Origin of the sequence: Flavobacterium sp. S87F.05.LMB.W.Kidney.N (genome assembly GCF_004366435.1) — a bacterium.
GTDB lineage: Bacteria > Bacteroidota > Bacteroidia > Flavobacteriales > Flavobacteriaceae > Flavobacterium.
The window spans coordinates 277,758-297,542 of sequence record NZ_SODX01000006.1 but is presented as its reverse complement, the minus strand read 5'-3'; the positions used below and the strand labels follow the sequence as shown (position 1 = coordinate 297,542).

The following is a 19,785-nucleotide window of genomic DNA, read 5'->3' as shown; positions in this document are numbered from 1 at the left end:
ATTAAGAGATTAAAATGATTAAAAAAATCTGTGCTAATCTGTTTAATCTGCGGCAAAAAAATTATTGAAAATTTCTTTTTCTTACCAAAAGCCATATTACAACTGGCGCACCAATTATAGACGTAATTGCATTTATTGGAAGCGTGACATCGAAACCTGGCATTTGTGAAACAATATCACAAAACAACATTATAATCGAACCAAAAAACAAAGTACTCCAAAATAGAATCGTATGATTACTAGTTTGAAAAGTCAGTTTTGCAATATGGGGAACCGCTAAGCCTACAAACGCAATTGGGCCTGCAAAAGCGGTTATACTTCCTGCCAAAATGCTGGTAGCGAATATAATAATAAGTCTTGCTCGTTTAAAATTCAATCCCATGCTTTTAGCATAGTTTTCACCTAAAAGTAATGCGTTTAAAGGTTTGATGCTATTGGCACTTAAAAGCAAGCCGACAGCAACACAGAATGTCAAAATTCCAATTGTTGACCAGGAAAGATTTCCAAGACTTCCCATTGACCAGAAAGTGAATTTCTGCAATTGTTCTGCTGTGCTGAAATAGGTTAAGACACTGACAATTGCCGTTGTAAAACTTCCGAACATTAAACCCACAATTAAAATCGCCATGGTATCACGCAGTCTCTGTGAAACTACCAAAACTAAAAGCAAAACTAACGTGCTTCCTAAAGTAGATGCCAAAACAATTCCGTATGAGGACAAGGCAATTACACTTAAAAAAGACGGCAGAAATCCTGCGCCCAAAATCACAAATGCAACTCCTAAACTCGCACCGGAACTTAATCCTAAAACATAAGGTCCAGCAAGCGGATTTCTAAATAAAGTCTGCATTAAAAGTCCACTTATCGATAGTCCGCTTCCCACTAAAACTGCCGTAATTGCTTTTGGCAGACGATAGTTGATAATAATATATTCCCAAGTTGATTTGGCAGCGTGACCTCCCGTTAAACTTGCAAAAACATCTTTTAAAGGAATCAGGACAGATCCTAGACTAATACTTGCAAAAAACATCAGTAAAAGACCCAAAGCCAAAGTGACAAATAAAATGGTATTTCTTTTCTTATTCGCCAATTTAATTCAGTTTTGATGCAAAAGTAAATTCGTAGCTAGCCAATAAATCTGGATGAAAAATTTTAATATAATCTTTTAAAACTAAATCAGGTCGGCTTGGTGCCAATTCGTAATAAACAGTACCGCCTGTTGCTCCCAATTTTCCTTCAAAGTTATAAACACTTTTATTTTTAAAAGCATCAAATTCTCCGTAATGTGGATTTGCTTTTTGCAGTTCATCTAAACTTTTAAAAGAACCAGAAGCAATCCAAATGTTGGCAGTTTTGGCTTTGTCTAAAACTTTTTCAAAAGACAAACCTTCACTTCCAGTTCCTTTTAAATCTGCCCACAAATAATTGGATTTAGCATCGTCCATAAATTGAGCAACCCAGCTGTTTCCTTTGGCAACGTACCAAACATCTTCATACATAGAACCGTACAAAACTTTTGACGTAGCTGGTTTATCTGCCACTAATTTTTTAGCTTGATTGTAACTCTCTACAATTTTATCAAAAAGTTCCTTGGCTTGATCTTCTTTACCAAATAAAGCACCGTAAAGCTTGATCCATTCTGCTTTTCCAAGTGGGGATTGTTCCATCCAATCACCTTGAATCAAAACTTTTAAACCGCTTTTTTTCAGATTATCCAGCATCGGATTATTATTATCAACTCCAAAAGTTACAATCAAATCTGGAGATAATTCGATTAACTGCTCAATGTTCAGTTTTTCATTTTGTCCAACATTTTTTACGGAACCTTTGTCAATTAATGCTCTGGTTTTTTCTGAAGAAATATAATCGGTATGCGGAAATCCTACTAATTTATTTTCCACTTCAAGCATTTCTAAAAACGGAATATTAGTTGTTGAAGTCACAACTACAGAAGTTAACGGCACCTGAACTGTAGTATAAGTTTGAAGGCTGTCTGGAACCTGTGCATCTTTTTCTTTTAAAATATATTTAAAATCTTTATTGGCATTCGGCCATGGATTTGAGACTGTTACAACCGAATAATCTTCATATTTAACGATAGAAAGTCCTGTTGCATATTCAATACTATTTTTTGCGTTTTCAACTTTTACAATTTCAGCTTTCTCATTCTTCTTACATCCGATAAGAATAAAAAAAGAAGCCACAAAAATCATTTTAGGTAATAAATGTCTCATGTTTTATGTTTTGGATGAAACAAAGGTAAAGTATTTTATATTTTTTTTGTTTACCTTTATTCTTACAAATTTAAACAATTGTATCTTTACAACATGAATACCACAAAAATGAAAATTTGCTCAAGCTGTGAATCTGAATTCAGCTGTGGAGATATATCTATAGAAAACAAATGCTGGTGTAATGATTACCCGCCAATCTTCAATCTCTCTGAAGGCGGAGATTGTCTTTGTCCAGTTTGCTTCAAAGAAGCCTGTGAAGACAAAATAGAGGCCTACATCGAAACTATTACTCCTCACAATGCTCCGAAAAATAAAGCCATATCTTTGCCCAAAACAGAAAAATTAATCGAAGGCATTGATTATTACATCGAAGATGGCAATATGGTTTTCAAAACTTGGTTTCATCTTAAACGAGGAACCTGCTGCGGAAATGACTGCAGACATTGCCCGTATTAATTGTTAATTATAAATTGTTAGTTGTTAATTATGAAAAACAACATCGTAAAAAATAAAAGTTTTGAATTTGCAATCAGAATTGTCAAAATATATCAGTATCTCAGCAATGATAAAAAAGAATTTATACTTTCCAAACAACTTCTTAGATCAGGAACAAGTATTGGCGCAATGATTCGAGAAGCAGAACATGCCGAAAGTAAAAGTGATTTTATTCATAAATTTGCTATTGCGCAAAAAGAAGCAAATGAGGTTATTTATTGGCTGGAATTATTAAAAGCAACTGATTATTTAAATCAAAAAGAATTTGAAAACATCAACAATGATGCTGTTTCAATTTTAAAATTAATAACCAGCATCATTAAAACATCAAAAAACCAATTAAGCAAAAGTAAACTTCTTCCTAATTAACCATTAATAATTAACAATCAACCATTAAGATGATTTACCTAATTACCGGCGGTGAGCGTTCTGGCAAAAGCAGTTATGCTCAGAAACTTGCTTTGGAACTTTCTAACTCTCCTATATATGTAGCAACTGCTCGAAAATGGGACGATGATTTTCAAAATCGCATAGACCGCCATCAGCAGGAAAGAGACGAGCGCTGGACCAATATTGAAAAAGAAAAATTTTTAAGCGAAATTGATTCTTCTGGTAAAACAGCTTTAATTGACTGCGTAACTCTTTGGCTGACTAACTTTTTTGTCGATCATAAAAATAATGTCGATCTAAGTCTCGAAGAAGCTAAAAAAGAATTCCTCTCAATTGCCAGTCAAAAAGATACTAATTTAATTATTGTAACTAACGAAATTGGAATGGGCGTTCATGCTAGTACAGAAATCGGACGAAAATTTACCGAATTGCAAGGCTGGATGAATCAGTTTCTAGCTTCAAATGCAGATGAAGTAGTTTTGATGGTTTCGGGAATTCCGGTTAAGATAAAAGGGGAAAATTCCAAAATTTAAATTCCAAATTCCAAAACTTAGGAAGAGAATTCAAAATTTTAAAATCAAAATTACAAAGCTATGCTTTATCTTTACTAGAATGTTATCCAATTTCAAATTTGGAATTTGGAATTTAAAAAATTGGAATTTAAAATGAGTAATCTAGAAGATATATTAAAATCACGCCGCGACACCAGACATTTTACAACCGATGAAGTTCCTGATGAAGTGATTCAAAAAGCTTTGCAAGCTGGACATTGGGCACCGTCTGTTGGTTTGACTGATGCTACTAGATATTATATCATTAAATTGGATGAAGTAAAGACTTCAATTAAAAAACTATTTTTAGATTACAACAAAAAAGCAGAAGAACTTACCGATAATCCAGAGCAGAAAGAACTTTACAGATCGCTCAAATTAGAAGCAATTGAAGAAGCGCCAATCGGGCTTATTATTGCTTATGATCGTTCTGTTTTAAACCAATTTACTATTGGGACTATTGGCAGTAATGAAGCTGTGAAATTTAGTTCGGTTTGTGCTGCTCAGAATATTTGGCTCTCTCTGACTGAACAAGGTTATGGAATGGGCTGGGTTTCGATTCTGAATTATTATCAGTTTAAAAAAATCCTTGATTTACCTGAGAATATAGAACCGCTTGGTTATTTCTGTATCGGAAAGCCAGCAACAAATTATAATAATCAGCCAATGCTGCAGCAATTGCATTGGAAACAAAAATCAGAAGCTCCGATCTGCGCTGAAATCACAGAAATTCATCAAATAAACATTTCTGATTTTGAAGTAAATTCTAAAAATGAAATCGAAACTAAACCCGATTTCAACAAACTGCTGCAGGAAAAAATAGATTCAAAAACCAAACCGGTTGGTTCTTTAGGAACTTTAGAAACCTTGGCTTTTCAAATGGCAAGTGTTTTTGAAACGTTAAATCCTAAAATTGCAAAACCCAATATTGTCGTTTTTGCTGCAGATCACGGAATCGCTAATCATGGTGTAAGCGATTATCCGCAAGATGTTACACGCCAAATGGTAACTAATTTCCTTGAAGGCGGCGCCGCAATTAATGTTTTCTGCAAACAAAATAATATTGAATTATCAATTGTTGATGCTGGTGTAAATTATGATTTCCCAACAAATGCAAATTTGATTGATGCCAAAATTGCCAAAGGCACTCAATCATTTCTGCATATTCCTGCAATGAGTGAAACCGAAGTTCAATTGTGTTTTGATAAAGGAAAAGATACTATTGAAAGAATTGCTAAAACAGGTTCTAACTGCATTGGATTTGGAGAAATGGGAATAGGAAATACTTCTACGGCTTCTGTCTTAATGAGTCTTTTAACTGATTTTCCTATTGAAGAATGCGTTGGAAAAGGAACTGGAGTTGAAAATGAAAAATTAATTCTGAAACAAAATATTCTAAAAAAAGCACTCGAAAATTATTCCGGTCAAGCCGATTTAATTTCACAGCTTTCTTATTTTGGCGGTTTTGAAATTATACAAATGGCTGGCGGAATGCTGGCTGCCTTTGAAAATAAAATGCTGATTTTAGTTGATGGTTTTATTTGTACCACAGCTTTTTTAATCGCTTATAAAATCAATCCGAATATAAAGCAAAATGCTGTTTTCTGCCATTGCTCTGCAGAAAAAGCACATTCTAAATTGCTAGAATATTTAGATGTCAAGCCCATTTTAAATCTTGATTTACGCTTGGGCGAAGGAACGGGCTGTGCAATTACTTTTCCTATTTTAAAATCGGCTGAGGCTTTTTTGAATGAAATGGCTAGTTTTGAAAGTGCCGGCATAAGTAGGAAATAGATTTCATTTTGCAATAATGGTTTTATAACTTTGGACAGCAAATTAAATTTAAAAAATTATACATGCCGTTTACCAAAGTTTATATCCATTGTGTTTGGAGCACAAAAAATAGATTGCCTTTTTTAAATTCATCTGATCTCCGGCAGAAAGTTTGGCATCATATAAAGGAAAATGCATTAAAAAAGGAAATTTATTTGGATTTCATTAGTGGGTATTCCGATCATTGTCATTGCTTAATTTCAGTCGGAAACAATCAAACTATTCAGAAAACAATACAATTATTAAAAGGTGAATCGTCCTATTGGATCAATAAAAATCAATTAACTGAAGATAAATTTGCCTGGCAAGATGAATATTTTGCAGTTTCAGTTTCGGAATCTATTGTTGATAAAGTCCGAGATTATATAAAAAATCAGGAGGAACATCATAAAAAGAGAACATTTCAAGAAGAATATGAAGAGTTTATAATCAAGTTTGGGTTTAGCAAAAATAATTGAATAAAATTTGGCTAAAGCCCTAATGAGGTAAACTCTCTGAAACCTCCAGATAAATCTGGAGGCAATTCAAAAAAATATAAATGATTTATGCTTTTCTTATTTTTTACTCATTGAATAATCTCCCAATTTATCTTTTAAATTATAATAGGAAAAAATGTAATCAAACAACTAACATCAAAAGATGTTGGCAATTTAAATTATAAAATCATTTTTTTTTTACTTTATAAACAGACTCCAAATTATTAGTAAATTTTAAATCCTCTAAAATTTAAAAAAAATCTTATTGAATTGCCTCCAGATTTATCTGGAGGATATAAATTTGTTTCTTAAAAGGGCTTTAGCCAAACAAACCCAATCTAAATGAAAAAAGAACTACATATTTTCTTCACCTGTTTAATGTTTTACACCAGAATTCCTTGTCCAAAAAACATAACTCATCATCCTGATTATTTAAATAAAGCCACACGATATTTCCCTTTTATTGGCTGGATTGTTGGAACAATTTCATTTCTGGCTTTCTATCTTTTTTCGCTTTTTCTTTCTACAGAAACTGCTGTAATTTTTGCAATTATTGCTTCTGTTTTAACAACCGGCGCTTTTCACGAAGACGGATTTGCAGATGTCTGTGACGGATTTGGCGGCGGCTGGACCAAAGAAAAAATCTTAATGATTATGAAAGACAGTGCCATTGGAGCTTACGGAGCAATCGGATTGGTTTTACTTTTTTTATTAAAATTCAAACTGCTTGCAGAATCCATTTTACTTTTCACAAATAACATTTTACTAATTTTCCTTTTATTTATTTCTGCTCATTCACTAAGCCGTTTAGCCGCAATAAGTATCATTTTTACACATGAATATGCTCGTGAAGATGCTTCTAGCAAAAGTAAACCAATTGCAAAACAATATACTTGGAAAGAAGTTTTTGGCTCATGCTTTTTTGGTTTAATTCCGTTAATTATACTTTCTTCTTTTGATTACAAATTAATTTTAGCCATAATTCCTGTATTTATTACAAGATATTTTTTGGCTCGTTATTTTCAAAAATGGATTGGCGGTTATACAGGTGATTGTTTAGGCGCAACGCAGCAAGTCTGCGAGGTTATATTTTATCTAAGTATTTTATTTTTATGGAAATTTATCTAGTCCGTCACACCGAGACGATCTGCGAAAAAGGAATCTGTTACGGACACTCTGATGTAAATATTGCAGAACCCTTTGATGAAATATTTGGTAAAATTATTTCAGAATTACCTTCAAAAGCAATGATTTTTTCAAGTCCATTAAAACGTTGTTCAATTCTTGCTAAACATATTCAGGAGAATGTAAATACAATTTCATATCAGGAAGATGATCGTCTAAAGGAAATGAATTTTGGAGATTGGGAATTGAAAAGCTGGGATGAGATTCCGCCCGAACAACTCAATCCGTGGATGGAAGATTTTGTAAATATCAAAGTTTCAAATGGCGAATCGTTTGTAGAGTTACATGAAAGAGTTGGTGACTTTTTAAATGAAATTTCACTGCTAGAAAATCCTATAATTATTGTTTCTCATGCAGGAGTCATCAGAAGTATTTTATGTCATCAGACAGAAACTCCCTTGATAGAAGCTTTTAAAAATAAAGTAAATTTCGGACAAGTTATCAGAATAAAGCTCTAATTTTCTGTAATGTTTTACATTTTGCTTCGAAAAGCTAAACAAATTTTGAATATTCAATATTTTTAACTTTATCTTTGCAGCCAATTAAGGTTGTGTTTTTATAAAACACATTAAAAGGGAATCAAGTAATTTCTTGAGCTGTACCCGCAACTGTAAGCTGAGTTCTTAAACGAATGCTTGTTGTAAACTACAAAACCACTGCTCGCCCATGGCGAATGGGAAGGTAAACAACAAGACGCAAGCCAGGAGACCTGCCTTTGTAACAATATCGAGCTCTCGGGAAAAAGAGTGTAGAAATTATGACTATAAAACTAAGGTTAGCTTTTTGTTTATTATTGTTGTGCCAGATTACTTTGGCGCAGAGCGATTCTATTACCAGTTTGAAAGAAGTTTTTGTTTCAGACAAAAACTTAAAAAAATACTCAGCATCGCAATCTGTTTTAAAACTTAATGATTCCATTATCAATAAAAATGAGGCATTGTTAACTGATTTGCTGAATTTTAATTCTACTTTATATTTTAAAGAATATGGTCGCGGAATGCTTTCGACTGTTTCTTTTAGAGGAACGACTTCTTCCCAAACAGCAGTAATTTGGAACGGAATAAACATTAATTCTCAAATGAATGGAAGCACCGATTTTAATACTATTTCCAGTTCAGATTATAATTCAGTCAGTGTTAAGGCTGGCGGTGGAAGTGTAATTTATGGAAGTGGCGCAATTGGAGGAACCGTTCATTTAAATAATGACTTATCTTTTTTAAATCGTTTTGAAAATAACTTAAGATTAGATTACGGCAGTTTTAATACTATTGGTATTAATTACAAAACATCTATTTCTAACAAAAAATGGAGCACGCAAATTGGTTTTTCAAAAAACAGCTCCACAAACGATTATAAGTATTTGAATCGCTATACTTGGAGAGGCGAACAGCGCTGGAATCAAAATGGACAGTATGATATTATTACTCTGAATGCAAATGTTGGTTACAAAGTAAACGAAAACCATATTGTAAAGCTGTATAGCCAGACTTCAAATACAGATAGAAATACATCTTTAATTGTAGAAACAGAAACCAAAAGCAAGTACGTAAATGGTTTCAACAGAAACCTGCTTGAATATGATGGAAATTTTGGAAAGCTGAAAACCAATTTTAAGACAGCATATATTTTTGAAAATTATCAATACTTTGCTGATAATAGCAATAATAATTTTACGTACGGAAAAACCGAAAATTTGATTACAAAGTTAGATTTAGATTATACTTTATTTAAATCTACTCAGGTCAACGGAATTATAGATTACAGCAGAACAAATGGTTATGGAACTAGTTTTGGAAGTCATGTTCGCGAAATCAGTTCGGCTTCTTTGTTGTTAAGGCAAGATATCGGCGATAACTGGAAAAATGAAATTGGTGTTAGAAAAGAATTTACCAATAATTACAAATCACCGCTTTTATTCAATTTAGGCTCTTCTTATAAATTCAATGATTGGTACAATTTAAAGTTGAATATTTCTAGAAATTTCAGAATTCCAACTTACAACGACTTGTATTGGGAAACTGGAGGAAATCCGAACTTGAAACCAGAAAACTCTTATCAGGGAGAAATTGGCAATGTGTTTACATTTAAAAATTTCACTTGGACGCAGAATTTTTATTATATAAAAATAAAAGACATGCTGCAATGGGTGCCTGGAACTGGTGGTATTTGGACACCGCAAAACCAAGATAAAGTCAACAGTTATGGCACTGAAACTTTATTAAGCTGGAGAAAAAATTATGGTAAAAACAATTTTGCAGCAAATGCAACGTATGCTTATACCATATCTCAAGATGAAAAAACCAAAAACCAAATCTTTTTTGTTCCTTTTAATAAAGCAACTGGAGCAGTTTCCTACTCAAGAAATAAAGTAAGCGCTTACTATCAAATTCTTTACAATGGTTTTGTTTATACAACCGCCGATAATAGTAAGGATGAAATTATAAACGATTATTTAATTTCAAATATCGGAATCGATTATGATCTTAAATTTTTAGATTCTTTTAAAATAGGTTTTCAGGTTTTAAATCTTTTAAATAAAGACTATGAAAGCCTAGAAAACAGACCAATGCCAGGTCGCAATTTCAATGTGTATTTAACCTTAAAATTTTAATATATGAAGTTCAGTAAATTACTTTTAATAGCGTTAAGCATTTCGTTATTCGTTTCTTGTTCAAGCGATGATGACGATACTCCAAAAGGCGCTTATGACAATGGTTTTTTTATTTTGAATGAAGGAAGTTCAAGTGTTGGTAGTGTTTCATTCTCTAGCAATGATTTTAGTATTTTTACAAAAGACGCTTATAAAGCAGAAAACGGAAATGATTTGGTTGGCGGCTATTTACAGAATATCTTTTTTGACGGAGATAAAGCCTATATCATTGCAGGTGGTTCTAATGTAATCAATGTTGTAAATAGATACACTTTTAAATTGATTGCAAAAATTGATTCAGGTCTTGCAACTCCAAGATATGGTGTGGTGAAAGATGGAAAAGCTTATGTTACCAACGCAAACACTTATTCGTACATTAATCCTGCAACAGGAGATACTGATGATTTTGTTGCTGTCATTAACTTAGCTACTAATAAAGTAGAATCAAAAATTGAATTAAACGCAACTGCAAACAGATTAGTTCTAGAAGATGGTAAATTATACATCACTGAACCGAACAGCAGCAGTAAACTTTTAATTGTAAATATTGCTACAAAAGCAGTTGAAACTTTAGAAATTGGATATAGTGCAGATTGTATCGAAGAAGAAAATGGTAATTTATATATTCTTAGAGCACCATTTTCTGGTAATGGTGAATTAGTAAAAGTTAAATTATCAGACAAATCCGTTTCTAAAATTGGATTCCCAGACAGTTTAGCTGGAGTTGGCCTTATGGATATTGAAGACAACAAAATTTACTACACAGCAGGAACTTCTGTTTATGCAATGGGCATTAACGCAACAGCGCCTTCTACAACAGCAATTGTTACGATAGCTGATAGTTATATATACGGATTTGCAGTAGAAAACAATCGTATTTATGTTGCAGATGCAAAATTCGATAAAGATAGTAAAGCATTCATTTACGACTTAGCTGGAAATCTTCAAAAAGAATTAGCAACCGGTGCAGGATCAAACGGTTTTTACTTTAACGATTAAACTATTTAGAATTAGTTTTTGTTTTTTTACAAAAAAGGCTTTCATTTCTGAAAGCCTTTTTTATTATTTTGAATTTTACTTAATATAGTTTTGGTGCAGTTTTAAGATACATACCATGTTTCAATCCGTTAATGATTTTTGAATCTGTTACGTAAGGAAACTTCGGTTCCAAATCATTAAAAGTTCTTTTAGCAGTTGCTCCCGTAATTTTCGAAATAGCTAAACTAAGTAACGGCTCAGATGTTTCTCCTAAAACGCCATAAGTGCTAACTTGTTCGTTCTGCTCGTATGTTGGCTGTAAACCTTGAGTATAATCTCCAAAATTTGCTGAATTTGTAATCTTTAAAACCAAAGGCTGCATTGCGTATTTATGATTCGGATTAACGTTCTTTTTAGTCAAAGTTTCTGAATCATAAACTGTAAATGAACCTACATTCTTTCCAGTTGTAATTTCTCCAATTTGAACAACATTGATGTAAGGTTTTAACCCATTTATCACTAATTCACTTGCAGAAGCTGTACTTTCTGTTGTAATGATATAAACTGTATTTAAATTTAAACTATTTAATGATTTTCCATCAATATTATTAACGAATCTTTCATTCAGACTTTCTAAGTCATCACCGCTTAGACCTTCCATTTGTTTAGCATTAAACGTCATTTTTGAAAAAATCTGCCCTGGAAACTGTCCCGTAATCATACTTGCAAGTCTAGTTGAAGATGTAATAGCTCCTCCTCCATTATAACGAAGATCTAAAACTAAATCTGTTACTCCTTGTGCTTTTAATTCGCCAAAAGCTTGATTTAATTTATCATCGTATTCAGAATAAAAACCATTATACATCAAATAACCAATTTTATGACTTCCTGAAGTAATCACTTTATTGATGAAAATTGGATTTTCTTCTAAAACTGTTTTCGTTAAAGCAACCGATTTACCATTTAAAACAAAAGTACTTCCGTTATAATCTGCTAGATTTAAAGTATAGCTGTCTTGATTCAATAACAATTGCTGGTAATTAGAAACCGTAAGTTTTGTTCCGTTCACGCTTGTAAACAAATCGCCTCTTTTGATAGCTTTTGTAGAAGCATCAGAATTTGGTATAATATAACGAACATATCCAACAACATCATTTGACCCAGAAGAAATAAGGCTTAGTCTAAAATCGACTCCGTTATTTTTGGTGATACCGCTTAATTCTTGCTCCAAAACAGTATAGTCATCAACAATCCAGCTAAAACGGTCAATAGCCCCTCCGTTCGGGTATTTACTTTCGGGTTTATTCAATAAATCTTCAAACAAATCTTCCGGCTTAGAATAACCTCTTAAAAAAGTATCGAAATCAGGTTGAAGATTACGTCCATCAGCTAAATTAGGCACATCTGCCTGCCATAAATAAACTTCATTTAATCCTCTCCATATAAAATTATTAACTTGTAAGTCTGCTGGAGCTGCAACGTCATCTTGATCTTCACAAGACTGCAAAGAAAAAGCTAGCAAAAAAAGAAAGAGAATACTCTTTAAAGGTGTTTTCATATCAATTGGGTTTCTTAGTGGTATAAACGTAAAAGTAGTATCTTTAGTTTTAGCTTCGTCAAAAAAGCAGTATTTTTTTTACGTAAAAAAAATATTTATTTTTTGTTGTAACAAATATAATTGTACCTCGTCTTGACTATATAAGCTAACGATTAACCATCAGTTTAATGAACCAAGTTGTATTTATAGAATTAATAAATCCTTTTAAAGACAAAGTTTTTCGTCTGGCAAAAAGATTGCTTACAAGTACTGAAGAAGCCGAAGACGCCACTCAGGAAGTAATGGTAAAATTATGGAATAAAAAAGAAAATCTGGAAAACTATAACAGCGTCGAAGCTTTAGCTATGACAATGACTAAAAATTATTGTCTCGACCAATTAAAATCTAAAAGAGCCAGTAATCTGCAGATTGTTCATAATAATTTTACCGACAGGGAACCGCAGTTAGACAAAAAGCTGGAAGATGAAAATAGTCTAGAATGGGTTGAAAAAATTATAAATCAGCTTCCAGAACAAATGCAGCTGCTGATTCAGCTTCGGGATGTTGAACAATATGAATTTGACGAAATAGCGAAAATTGTCAATATGAACGAAACTGCAATACGAGTGGCACTTTCGAGAGCGAGAAAAAAAATTAGAGAATCAATGACAAATACACACCTTTATGGAACTAAATAAAATAGAAAATCTATTAGAAAAATACTTTCAGGGAGAAACAACGATTGCCGAAGAAAAAGAATTAAGAGAATACTTTTCTTCACCAAATGTTGCGCAGCATTTGGAGCAGTACAAGTCTATGTTTGGCTATTTCTCTCTAGCAAAAGAACAGAAATCGACGTATGAAATTCCACTACAAACTAAAAAACGAAATGTGGCGTGGTTATCGATTGCGGCTTCAGCTGTGATTTTGCTGGGAATTGGAACCTATTATTTTGCAAGCGAACAAAGTACTACTACTACTGCCGTAGCTTCTAAAACAGAATTAGGAACCTACGATGATCCCGAAGAGGCGCTAAAAGCGACACAAAAAGCTTTGGCTTTATTATCAAACAATGTTAATGTAGGTATTGAAAGTGTACAGTACATTAAAGAATACGAACAATCAAAAAACAAAATTTTTAAACAGTAATTAAATTTAAATCAAATGAAAAATTTCATCATAACTCTAGTTTTCGCATTTGTTACAAACGTTTTTTATGCACAAGGTGCTTTTGACAAATTTGATGGTCAAGACGATGTAACCTCTGTAATTGTAAACAAAAAAATGTTCGATTTAATGAGCAAGGTAAAAGTTGATGCTTCTGATAAACAGACACAACAATACATTGCTTTAATTAAAAAATTAGATTATTTAAAAGTGTTTACCACTAAAAATCCAAAAATTGAAGCAGAAATGAAAGCTTCAGCAGACAAATACATTAAAACTGCAGGCCTTGAAGAATTGATGCGTGTAAATGACAGTGGTAAAAATGTTAGAATCATGGTAAAATCTGGCGCATCAGATACGCAGATAAGAGAATTGTTAATGTATGTTGACGGTGCTAAAAACGATGAGACTGTTTTATTATCTTTAACTGGTAATTTTGATCTAAACGAAATCTCAGTATTAACAGATAAAATGCAGCTTCCAGGAGGTTCTGATTTAAAGAAAGCTTCTAAAGGCAAAAAATAAAATGAAGACAACTATTTTCACCTTAGCACTTATAGCTTTGCTAACTTTAGGAAGCTGTAACTCTGAACCAACATTACAAAAGTATTTTGTTGAAAACACAGAAAATAAAGATTTTATAGCATTGGATATTTCTCCCAATATTTTAAATCTTGAAAAAACGAAACTTTCAGCAGAACAAACTGAAGCGGTAAATTCTTTCGAAAAAATGAATATTCTGGCTTTTAAAGCAAATGATAAAAATCAGGCGCAGTTTGAGACAGAGAGAACAAAAGTCAATGCCATATTAAAAAATCCAAAATATGAACAATTAATGAAATTTGGATCTGGTAAAGACGGAGCTTCTATTAGTTATGTAGGATCAGAAGACAACATTAAAGAATTTGTTATATTCCTTAATCGAAAAGAAACTGGCTTTGCTGTAGTCCGTGTTTTAGGTGAAGATATGAATCCGAATAATATTATGACATTAATGTCTGTTTTACAAAAATCTAAAATAGATATGGATCAATTGAAACCATTAGAACAACTTATTAAAAAATAACATCTTACTTTTTAAACCAAAAAAGCTCCAATAAATTGGAGCTTTTTTTATAGCCCGTTAATAACAAGGCTTTTACAAAATCACAATATTAACAAATATTTTTCTACATTTACATCCAACATAACCTTTAAATACCACTAATGAAAACACCAAAAATTCTCTTTCTTTTTTTAGTTTTAGTTCTAAACAGCTGTTCAAGCGATAACAGTGAAAATCCAGAAGATCCAACCGTTCCAACATCAAAATTTGCAATGACTGCTAAAATTGATGGAACTTTGTGGGAAATGAACAATCCGTTCAATTCAAATTTTGCAACAAAACCATTATATACCTACTATCCTACATCTGAATATATTCAATTACAGGGGAGAAAAGGTGTAGATGAAATAATTTTATATATTAAAAGAAGCGATCTAAAAATTGGCACTTATACTATCACGCCAGAAACTTATGATGCCTCAAAAACCCAAATTCAATTTATCTTTAATACAAAACCAAAAAACCAATATGTCGCCAAAGGAACTTTGTCTATAACTTCAATTGATTTAAATACAAAAATCGTCGCAGGAACCTTTTCTTTTAATTGTGTTGAAGATTATTCAAAGCCAATTGGTGCAGATAATCCAGTTACAACACAAGTTACAGATGGTACTTTTAATTATAAATATGATGTTGCCTACTAAGGAACAAAAAACAAAAAAGCTCCAATGAAAATTGGAGCTTTTTTTATATTAGAATTTGAGATTATTTACTCAAATACATTTTTCTTCTAGAGTACAATTCATAGAATTGATCGTCTTTTAAGTCATCAATAAACAAGATGCTTTCTCCTGTTGATTTCATTTCTGGTCCTAACGCTTTGTTTACGTTCGGGAACTTGCTGAAAGAGAAAACTGGCTGCTTAATTGCATATCCTTTTAATTGCGGATTAAAATCAAAGTCAGTTACTTTATTGTGGCCTAACATTACTTTTGTAGCATAGTTTACATAAGGTTCTCCGTATGCTTTTGCAATAAACGGAACCGTTCTAGAAGCTCTTGGGTTTGCCTCGATAATGTAAACTGTATCGTCTTTTATCGCAAACTGAATATTAATTAGACCTACAGTTTTTAAAGCTCTCGCAATTTTATGTGTATGATCTTTAATTTGCTGCATTACAAATTCTCCTAAGTTAAAAGGAGGTAATGTCGCGTTACTATCTCCAGAGTGAACTCCACAAGGCTCAATATGCTCCATAATACCAATGATGTAAACATTTCCATCAGCATCACAAATGGCATCAGCTTCAGCTTCAATCGCTCCAGCTAAATAGTGATCCAAAAGTAATTTGTTTCCTGGAATTGTTTTCAACAAATCGATAACGTGTTCTTCAAGTTCTTTTTTGTTGATTACAATTTTCATTCCCTGACCTCCTAATACATAAGAAGGACGAATTAAAAGTGGGAAATCTAAACTATCAGCTAAGTTCGAAGCTTCGTCTGCCGTTTCAGCGATTCCGAATCTTGGGAAAGGAATATTTAATTCAGTTAATAAGTCTGAGAATCTTCCTCTATCTTCAGCTAAATCAAGTGCATCAAAACTAGTTCCGATGATTTTTACACCATATTTAGATAATTTGTCTGCTAATTTAAGAGCTGTTTGTCCACCAAGCTGTACGATTACACCTTCTGGTTTTTCGTGCTGGATGATATCGTAAATATGTTCCCAGAAAACTGGCTCAAAGTATAATTTATCAGCAGTATCAAAATCTGTAGAAACCGTTTCAGGATTACAGTTAATCATAATTGTTTCGTAACCGCATTCTTTTGCTGCTAAAACTCCATGCACACAAGAATAATCAAACTCAATTCCCTGACCAATTCTGTTTGGTCCAGAACCTAGAACGATAACTTTCTTTTTATCTGTAACAATACTTTCGTTATCAACAAAACGTTCTCCGTTTGCTTTTTCTATTTCAGCCTCAAAAGTTGAATAGTAGTAAGGAGTCAGCGCTTTAAACTCAGCTGCACAAGTATCAACCAGTTTAAACACGCGGTTAATGTTTTGTTCCATACGTAAAGAATGTACTTCACTTTCTAGACAATTCATCATGTGAGCAATTTGTCTGTCTGCAAAACCTTTTTGTTTTGCTTCAAGTAATAATTCTTTAGGAAGATTAGAAACTTTATAGTTTGAAATTTCTTTCTCTAAAACATAAAGTTCTTCGTATTGTTTTAAGAACCACATATCGATTCTTGTAATTTCATGAATTCTGCTCAACGGAATTCCCATTGCGATTGCATCATAAATTACAAATACTCTATCCCAGCTTGCGTATGTAAGCTTTTCGATAATCTGCTCGTAATCTTTATATCCTTTTCCGTCAGCTCCTAACCCATTTCTTTTAATTTCTAAAGATTGAGTCGCTTTGTGAAGCGCTTCTTGGAAAGAACGCCCGATTCCCATAACCTCACCTACAGATTTCATCTGAAGACCTAAAGTTCTGTCAGATCCTTCAAATTTATCGAAGTTCCAACGTGGTATTTTCACGATTACATAATCTAAAGTTGGTTCAAAAAGAGCCGAAGTAGATTTTGTAATTTGATTTTGTAATTCATCTAAGTTGTATCCTAAAGCTAGTTTAGAAGCAATTTTAGCAATTGGATATCCCGTTGCTTTTGATGCTAATGCAGAAGAACGAGAAACACGAGGGTTGATCTCGATTGCTACGATATCTTCTTTTTCGTCTGGCGAAACTGCGAATTGTACGTTACATCCTCCAGCAAAGTTTCCGATACTTCTCATCATCAAGATTGCGTAATCTCTCAGTTTTTGGAAAGTTGTATCAGATAAAGTCATTGCAGGCGCAACTGTAATCGAATCTCCAGTATGGATTCCCATTGGGTCCATATTTTCGATTGAACAGATAATTACAACATTATCGTTTTTATCTCTTAAAAGCTCTAATTCGTATTCTTTCCATCCCATCAAAGCTTTATCAATTAAAACTTCGTGAATTGGCGAAGCTTCAAGACCTCTTGTTAAAAGCTCATCAAAATCTTCTTTTTTGTAAACTACTGCAGCCCCTGTTCCTCCAAGTGTAAACGATGGACGAATTACAAGTGGAAAACCAAATTCCTGAGCAATTTCTTTTCCTTCTAAATATGAAGTAGCCGTTTTTGCAGGTGCAGTTGGGACATTGATTTTTTCTAAAAGCTGTTTAAACTGCTCTCTGTCTTCTGTAATATTAATTGCGTTTACATCAACTCCAATTAATCTTACTCCGAAATCCTGCCAGATTCCTTTTTCTTCCGCTTCCAAACACAAGTTCAAAGCTGTTTGTCCTCCCATTGTTGGTAAAACAGCATCAATTTGTGGATGTTCCTTAAGAATCTCAATAATCGATTTTGTCGTTAATGGTTTCAAATAAATATGATCGGCCATAGATGGGTCGGTCATAATCGTCGCTGGATTTGAGTTAATCAAGATAACTTCAATTCCTTCTTCACGAATAGAACGTGCAGATTGAGAACCTGCATAGTCGAATTCGCAAGCTTGACCAATAACAATAGGTCCCGAACCTATTATTAAAACGGATTTAATTGATGTGTCTTTAGGCATTTTGTATGTATTGTGTAGTTATATAAAGTACTTCTAAAAAACATTCGTAGTCTATTCTAAACTAGAATGTTGCAAAAATTTTTACCGACAAGGTATAAAAAAAGGCGATACTAAAAAAGTAATCGCCTTATGTATGTTTATACAAACATTATTTTTTGTGTCTAGGTTCGCTAGAAACAGTTAATTTATGTCTTCCTTTTGCTCTTCTACGCGCTAGAACTTTTCTTCCATTCGCAGAAGCCATTCTGTCCATAAATCCGTGCTTATTTCTTCTTTTTCTTTTCGATGGTTGAAATGTTCTTTTGCTCATTGTTTTGTATCTTTAAAATGGTATCTAATATCTCTTTTTCTAGTTTTCAATATCGTTGCTCAAAAACCGAGTGCAAATATACAAAGACTTTTTTTTCTGGCAAGTAGTTTTATAAAAATATTTTTAATTCCTTTTACTATCTTTGCAATCACAAATTTACATTAATTATGTTTCACAAAAATATTAAACTTATTTTGGCCGGACTTCTTGTTGTAGCTGGCATTTGGCAATTTACAGAAAGTAATATCGGAAATGGTATTTTCCTTATTTTACTAACTGCGATTCCAATTTTTCTTTATTTTAAAAACGAATTTATCCTTTTAGCTTTCCTAAAATTAAGAAAACAAGATTTTGAAGGTGCTAAAAAATGGCTATCATATATTAAAAATCCAGAAGGGGCATTAGTAAGAAAGCAGCAAGGTTACTTAAATTATTTACAAGGAATCATGCTTTCTCAAACAAATATCAACCAAGCTGAGAAACATTTCAAAAAAGCTATCGAACTTGGACTATCAATGGACATGGATTTAGCTGTAGCTAAATTGAACCTTGCAGGAGTTGCCATGTCACGCAGAAGAAAACTTGAAGCAACTAATTTATTAAACGAAGCTAAAAAATTAGACAAACAAGGAATGCTGAAAGAACAAATTTCTATGATGAAAGAACAAATGAAGAAAATCTAACGATTTTTAAATTTCAATATTTAAATCCCAAATTCCAATTTACTGGTTTTGGGATTTTTTTTATTGCAAAGTATCCTTACGAGGTACAAATTTCATTTGAGAAATAACCATTTTATTAATTTCTTTGAAATCTATTTTTTTATTTATTTGAGCAAATTGCAGTTGGCGCTTAAGCCTATCTAATGTTTCTCCAAAAAGCCAAAATTGTTTAGGACCTGAAATACCATGAATTTTAAGCTTTCTAGTCTGTTCACCCTTATTCAATAGAAAAACATTAGTTTCTCCATCATTAACTAAATCATTAAAAACTTGATTCTTTGGAAAAGTTAGAGTATCTAATAAATTTTGAATTCTTTCTTTTTGCTCTTTATTTAAAATTGCAAAAGAAGTCTCTTGTTTAATTCCATAAGCACCTACACAATAGAGCGTATCTGAAGAATTAAACTTCAAATAATAAGATTCATGAATATTCCATTTGAAAAAAGTAAAATCATAATCTTTCTTTGGAGATTCACAGCCAACTAAAATTAGCCCCAAAACAATTATCAATATTCTCATATTTTATTAATTCTCTTTATAGATTTACTTGCGGAGATTTCTCTCCCGAAGCCTCGGGATCGAAATGATAAG

21 protein-coding genes and 1 riboswitch are annotated in these 19,785 nt (G+C 32.6%); of the genes, 15 read left to right on the top strand and 6 right to left on the bottom strand.

From position 1 onward, the window contains the following. Positions 1 to 61: 61 nt before the first annotated feature. A complete protein-coding gene (locus EDB96_RS18525) occupies positions 62 to 1,090 on the bottom strand; it encodes a FecCD family ABC transporter permease (RefSeq protein WP_134142510.1) in 1,029 nt (342 codons plus the stop codon). 1 nt (position 1,091) lies between these two features. Next, a complete protein-coding gene (locus EDB96_RS18520; protein ID WP_134142509.1) occupies positions 1,092 to 2,234 on the bottom strand; it encodes an ABC transporter substrate-binding protein in 1,143 nt (380 codons plus the stop codon). Positions 2,235 to 2,327: 93 nt separating this feature from the next. On the opposite strand from EDB96_RS18520, the gene EDB96_RS18515 reads away from it, so the two are divergent. From EDB96_RS18515 to EDB96_RS18475, 9 genes are all read left to right on the top strand, one after another. Beyond that, entirely contained in the window at positions 2,328 to 2,690 is a 363-nt protein-coding gene (locus tag EDB96_RS18515; protein ID WP_057117781.1) for a DUF5522 domain-containing protein, read from the top strand. 30 nt (positions 2,691 to 2,720) lie between these two features. After that, the gene (locus EDB96_RS18510; RefSeq protein ID WP_198530121.1) at positions 2,721 to 3,098 is read left to right on the top strand and encodes a four helix bundle protein; all 378 of its coding nucleotides are present in this window, start codon (positions 2,721 to 2,723) and stop codon (positions 3,096 to 3,098) included. Between the two features lie 29 nt (positions 3,099 to 3,127). Then, entirely contained in the window at positions 3,128 to 3,652 is a 525-nt protein-coding gene (cobU, locus tag EDB96_RS18505; RefSeq protein ID WP_057117779.1) for a bifunctional adenosylcobinamide kinase/adenosylcobinamide-phosphate guanylyltransferase, read from the top strand. Between the two features lie 132 nt (positions 3,653 to 3,784). Further along, on the top strand, positions 3,785 to 5,464 hold the full coding sequence (gene cobT / locus EDB96_RS18500) for a nicotinate-nucleotide--dimethylbenzimidazole phosphoribosyltransferase (protein ID WP_134142507.1): 1,680 nt from the start codon (positions 3,785 to 3,787) through the stop codon (positions 5,462 to 5,464). Positions 5,465 to 5,526: 62 nt separating this feature from the next. Next, complete coding sequence (gene tnpA, locus EDB96_RS18495; RefSeq protein WP_134142506.1) at positions 5,527 to 5,961, top strand: IS200/IS605 family transposase; 435 nt, start codon at positions 5,527 to 5,529, stop codon at positions 5,959 to 5,961. A gap of 360 nt (positions 5,962 to 6,321) precedes the next feature. Continuing rightward, positions 6,322 to 7,107 (top strand): adenosylcobinamide-GDP ribazoletransferase, encoded by a 786-nt coding sequence (locus EDB96_RS18490; RefSeq protein WP_134142504.1) that lies wholly within the window; start codon positions 6,322 to 6,324, stop codon positions 7,105 to 7,107. Further along, entirely contained in the window at positions 7,092 to 7,622 is a 531-nt protein-coding gene (gene cobC, locus EDB96_RS18485) for an alpha-ribazole phosphatase (RefSeq protein ID WP_134142502.1), read from the top strand. The genes EDB96_RS18490 and cobC overlap by 16 nt, the downstream gene beginning before the upstream one ends. 70 nt (positions 7,623 to 7,692) lie before the next feature. After that, a riboswitch (cobalamin riboswitch) is annotated at positions 7,693 to 7,896 on the top strand. Positions 7,897 to 7,921: 25 nt separating this feature from the next. Beyond that, positions 7,922 to 9,775 (top strand): TonB-dependent receptor plug domain-containing protein, encoded by a 1,854-nt coding sequence (locus EDB96_RS18480; protein WP_134142501.1) that lies wholly within the window; start codon positions 7,922 to 7,924, stop codon positions 9,773 to 9,775. 3 nt (positions 9,776 to 9,778) lie between these two features. Continuing rightward, complete coding sequence (locus EDB96_RS18475; protein WP_134142499.1) at positions 9,779 to 10,813, top strand: YncE family protein; 1,035 nt, start codon at positions 9,779 to 9,781, stop codon at positions 10,811 to 10,813. 79 nt (positions 10,814 to 10,892) lie between these two features. On the opposite strand, the gene EDB96_RS18470 is transcribed toward EDB96_RS18475, so the two are convergent. Further along, positions 10,893 to 12,350 (bottom strand): S41 family peptidase, encoded by a 1,458-nt coding sequence (locus tag EDB96_RS18470; RefSeq protein ID WP_057117774.1) that lies wholly within the window; start codon positions 12,348 to 12,350, stop codon positions 10,893 to 10,895. Between the two features lie 167 nt (positions 12,351 to 12,517). Between EDB96_RS18470 and EDB96_RS18465 the strand changes: the two genes are divergently transcribed. The 5 genes from EDB96_RS18465 to EDB96_RS18445 all read left to right on the top strand — a co-directional run bounded on the left by EDB96_RS18465 (position 12,518) and on the right by EDB96_RS18445 (position 15,245). Further along, on the top strand, positions 12,518 to 13,027 hold the full coding sequence (locus tag EDB96_RS18465; protein WP_057117773.1) for an RNA polymerase sigma factor: 510 nt from the start codon (positions 12,518 to 12,520) through the stop codon (positions 13,025 to 13,027). Beyond that, a complete protein-coding gene (locus EDB96_RS18460; protein ID WP_057117772.1) occupies positions 13,014 to 13,478 on the top strand; it encodes a hypothetical protein in 465 nt (154 codons plus the stop codon). Before EDB96_RS18465 ends, EDB96_RS18460 begins: the two co-directional genes overlap by 14 nt. A gap of 15 nt (positions 13,479 to 13,493) precedes the next feature. Continuing rightward, on the top strand, positions 13,494 to 14,021 hold the full coding sequence (locus EDB96_RS18455) for a DUF4252 domain-containing protein (protein WP_057117771.1): 528 nt from the start codon (positions 13,494 to 13,496) through the stop codon (positions 14,019 to 14,021). Between the two features lies 1 nt (position 14,022). After that, on the top strand, positions 14,023 to 14,562 hold the full coding sequence (locus EDB96_RS18450; protein WP_057117770.1) for a DUF4252 domain-containing protein: 540 nt from the start codon (positions 14,023 to 14,025) through the stop codon (positions 14,560 to 14,562). Between the two features lie 140 nt (positions 14,563 to 14,702). Then, complete coding sequence (locus EDB96_RS18445) at positions 14,703 to 15,245, top strand: hypothetical protein (protein WP_134142498.1); 543 nt, start codon at positions 14,703 to 14,705, stop codon at positions 15,243 to 15,245. 61 nt (positions 15,246 to 15,306) lie between these two features. Here EDB96_RS18445 and carB read toward each other — a convergent pair whose 3' ends face one another. Continuing rightward, a complete protein-coding gene (carB, locus tag EDB96_RS18440) occupies positions 15,307 to 18,162 on the bottom strand; it encodes a carbamoyl-phosphate synthase large subunit (protein ID WP_057117768.1) in 2,856 nt (951 codons plus the stop codon). 148 nt (positions 18,163 to 18,310) lie between these two features. After that, positions 18,311 to 18,472, bottom strand: a complete 162-nt coding sequence (gene rpmH / locus EDB96_RS18435; RefSeq protein WP_008464848.1) for a 50S ribosomal protein L34 — start codon at positions 18,470 to 18,472, stop codon at positions 18,311 to 18,313. Positions 18,473 to 18,639: 167 nt separating this feature from the next. Between rpmH and EDB96_RS18430 the strand changes: the two genes are divergently transcribed. Further along, positions 18,640 to 19,155 (top strand): hypothetical protein, encoded by a 516-nt coding sequence (locus tag EDB96_RS18430; RefSeq protein ID WP_057117767.1) that lies wholly within the window; start codon positions 18,640 to 18,642, stop codon positions 19,153 to 19,155. Positions 19,156 to 19,215: 60 nt separating this feature from the next. Here EDB96_RS18430 and EDB96_RS18425 read toward each other — a convergent pair whose 3' ends face one another. After that, positions 19,216 to 19,713 (bottom strand): hypothetical protein, encoded by a 498-nt coding sequence (locus EDB96_RS18425; protein ID WP_057117766.1) that lies wholly within the window; start codon positions 19,711 to 19,713, stop codon positions 19,216 to 19,218. Positions 19,714 to 19,785 lie beyond the last annotated feature (72 nt).

Coding starts and splice junctions, on each gene's coding strand:
- EDB96_RS18470 (WP_057117774.1), bottom strand. CDS start 12,350: ATGAAAACACCTTTAAAGAGTATTCTCTTTCTTTTTTTGCTAGCTTTT.
- EDB96_RS18515 (WP_057117781.1), top strand. CDS start 2,328: ATGAATACCACAAAAATGAAAATTTGCTCAAGCTGTGAATCTGAATTC.
- rpmH (WP_008464848.1), bottom strand. CDS start 18,472: ATGAGCAAAAGAACATTTCAACCATCGAAAAGAAAAAGAAGAAATAAG.
- EDB96_RS18460 (WP_057117772.1), top strand. CDS start 13,014: ATGGAACTAAATAAAATAGAAAATCTATTAGAAAAATACTTTCAGGGA.
- EDB96_RS18455 (WP_057117771.1), top strand. CDS start 13,494: ATGAAAAATTTCATCATAACTCTAGTTTTCGCATTTGTTACAAACGTT.
- EDB96_RS18430 (WP_057117767.1), top strand. CDS start 18,640: ATGTTTCACAAAAATATTAAACTTATTTTGGCCGGACTTCTTGTTGTA.
- EDB96_RS18425 (WP_057117766.1), bottom strand. CDS start 19,713: ATGAGAATATTGATAATTGTTTTGGGGCTAATTTTAGTTGGCTGTGAA.
- EDB96_RS18480 (WP_134142501.1), top strand. CDS start 7,922: ATGACTATAAAACTAAGGTTAGCTTTTTGTTTATTATTGTTGTGCCAG.
- tnpA (WP_134142506.1), top strand. CDS start 5,527: ATGCCGTTTACCAAAGTTTATATCCATTGTGTTTGGAGCACAAAAAAT.
- carB (WP_057117768.1), bottom strand. CDS start 18,162: ATGCCTAAAGACACATCAATTAAATCCGTTTTAATAATAGGTTCGGGA.
- EDB96_RS18520 (WP_134142509.1), bottom strand. CDS start 2,234: ATGAGACATTTATTACCTAAAATGATTTTTGTGGCTTCTTTTTTTATT.
- EDB96_RS18445 (WP_134142498.1), top strand. CDS start 14,703: ATGAAAACACCAAAAATTCTCTTTCTTTTTTTAGTTTTAGTTCTAAAC.
- EDB96_RS18450 (WP_057117770.1), top strand. CDS start 14,023: ATGAAGACAACTATTTTCACCTTAGCACTTATAGCTTTGCTAACTTTA.
- cobT (WP_134142507.1), top strand. CDS start 3,785: ATGAGTAATCTAGAAGATATATTAAAATCACGCCGCGACACCAGACAT.
- EDB96_RS18490 (WP_134142504.1), top strand. CDS start 6,322: ATGAAAAAAGAACTACATATTTTCTTCACCTGTTTAATGTTTTACACC.
- EDB96_RS18465 (WP_057117773.1), top strand. CDS start 12,518: ATGAACCAAGTTGTATTTATAGAATTAATAAATCCTTTTAAAGACAAA.
- cobU (WP_057117779.1), top strand. CDS start 3,128: ATGATTTACCTAATTACCGGCGGTGAGCGTTCTGGCAAAAGCAGTTAT.
- cobC (WP_134142502.1), top strand. CDS start 7,092: ATGGAAATTTATCTAGTCCGTCACACCGAGACGATCTGCGAAAAAGGA.
- EDB96_RS18475 (WP_134142499.1), top strand. CDS start 9,779: ATGAAGTTCAGTAAATTACTTTTAATAGCGTTAAGCATTTCGTTATTC.
- EDB96_RS18510 (WP_198530121.1), top strand. CDS start 2,721: ATGAAAAACAACATCGTAAAAAATAAAAGTTTTGAATTTGCAATCAGA.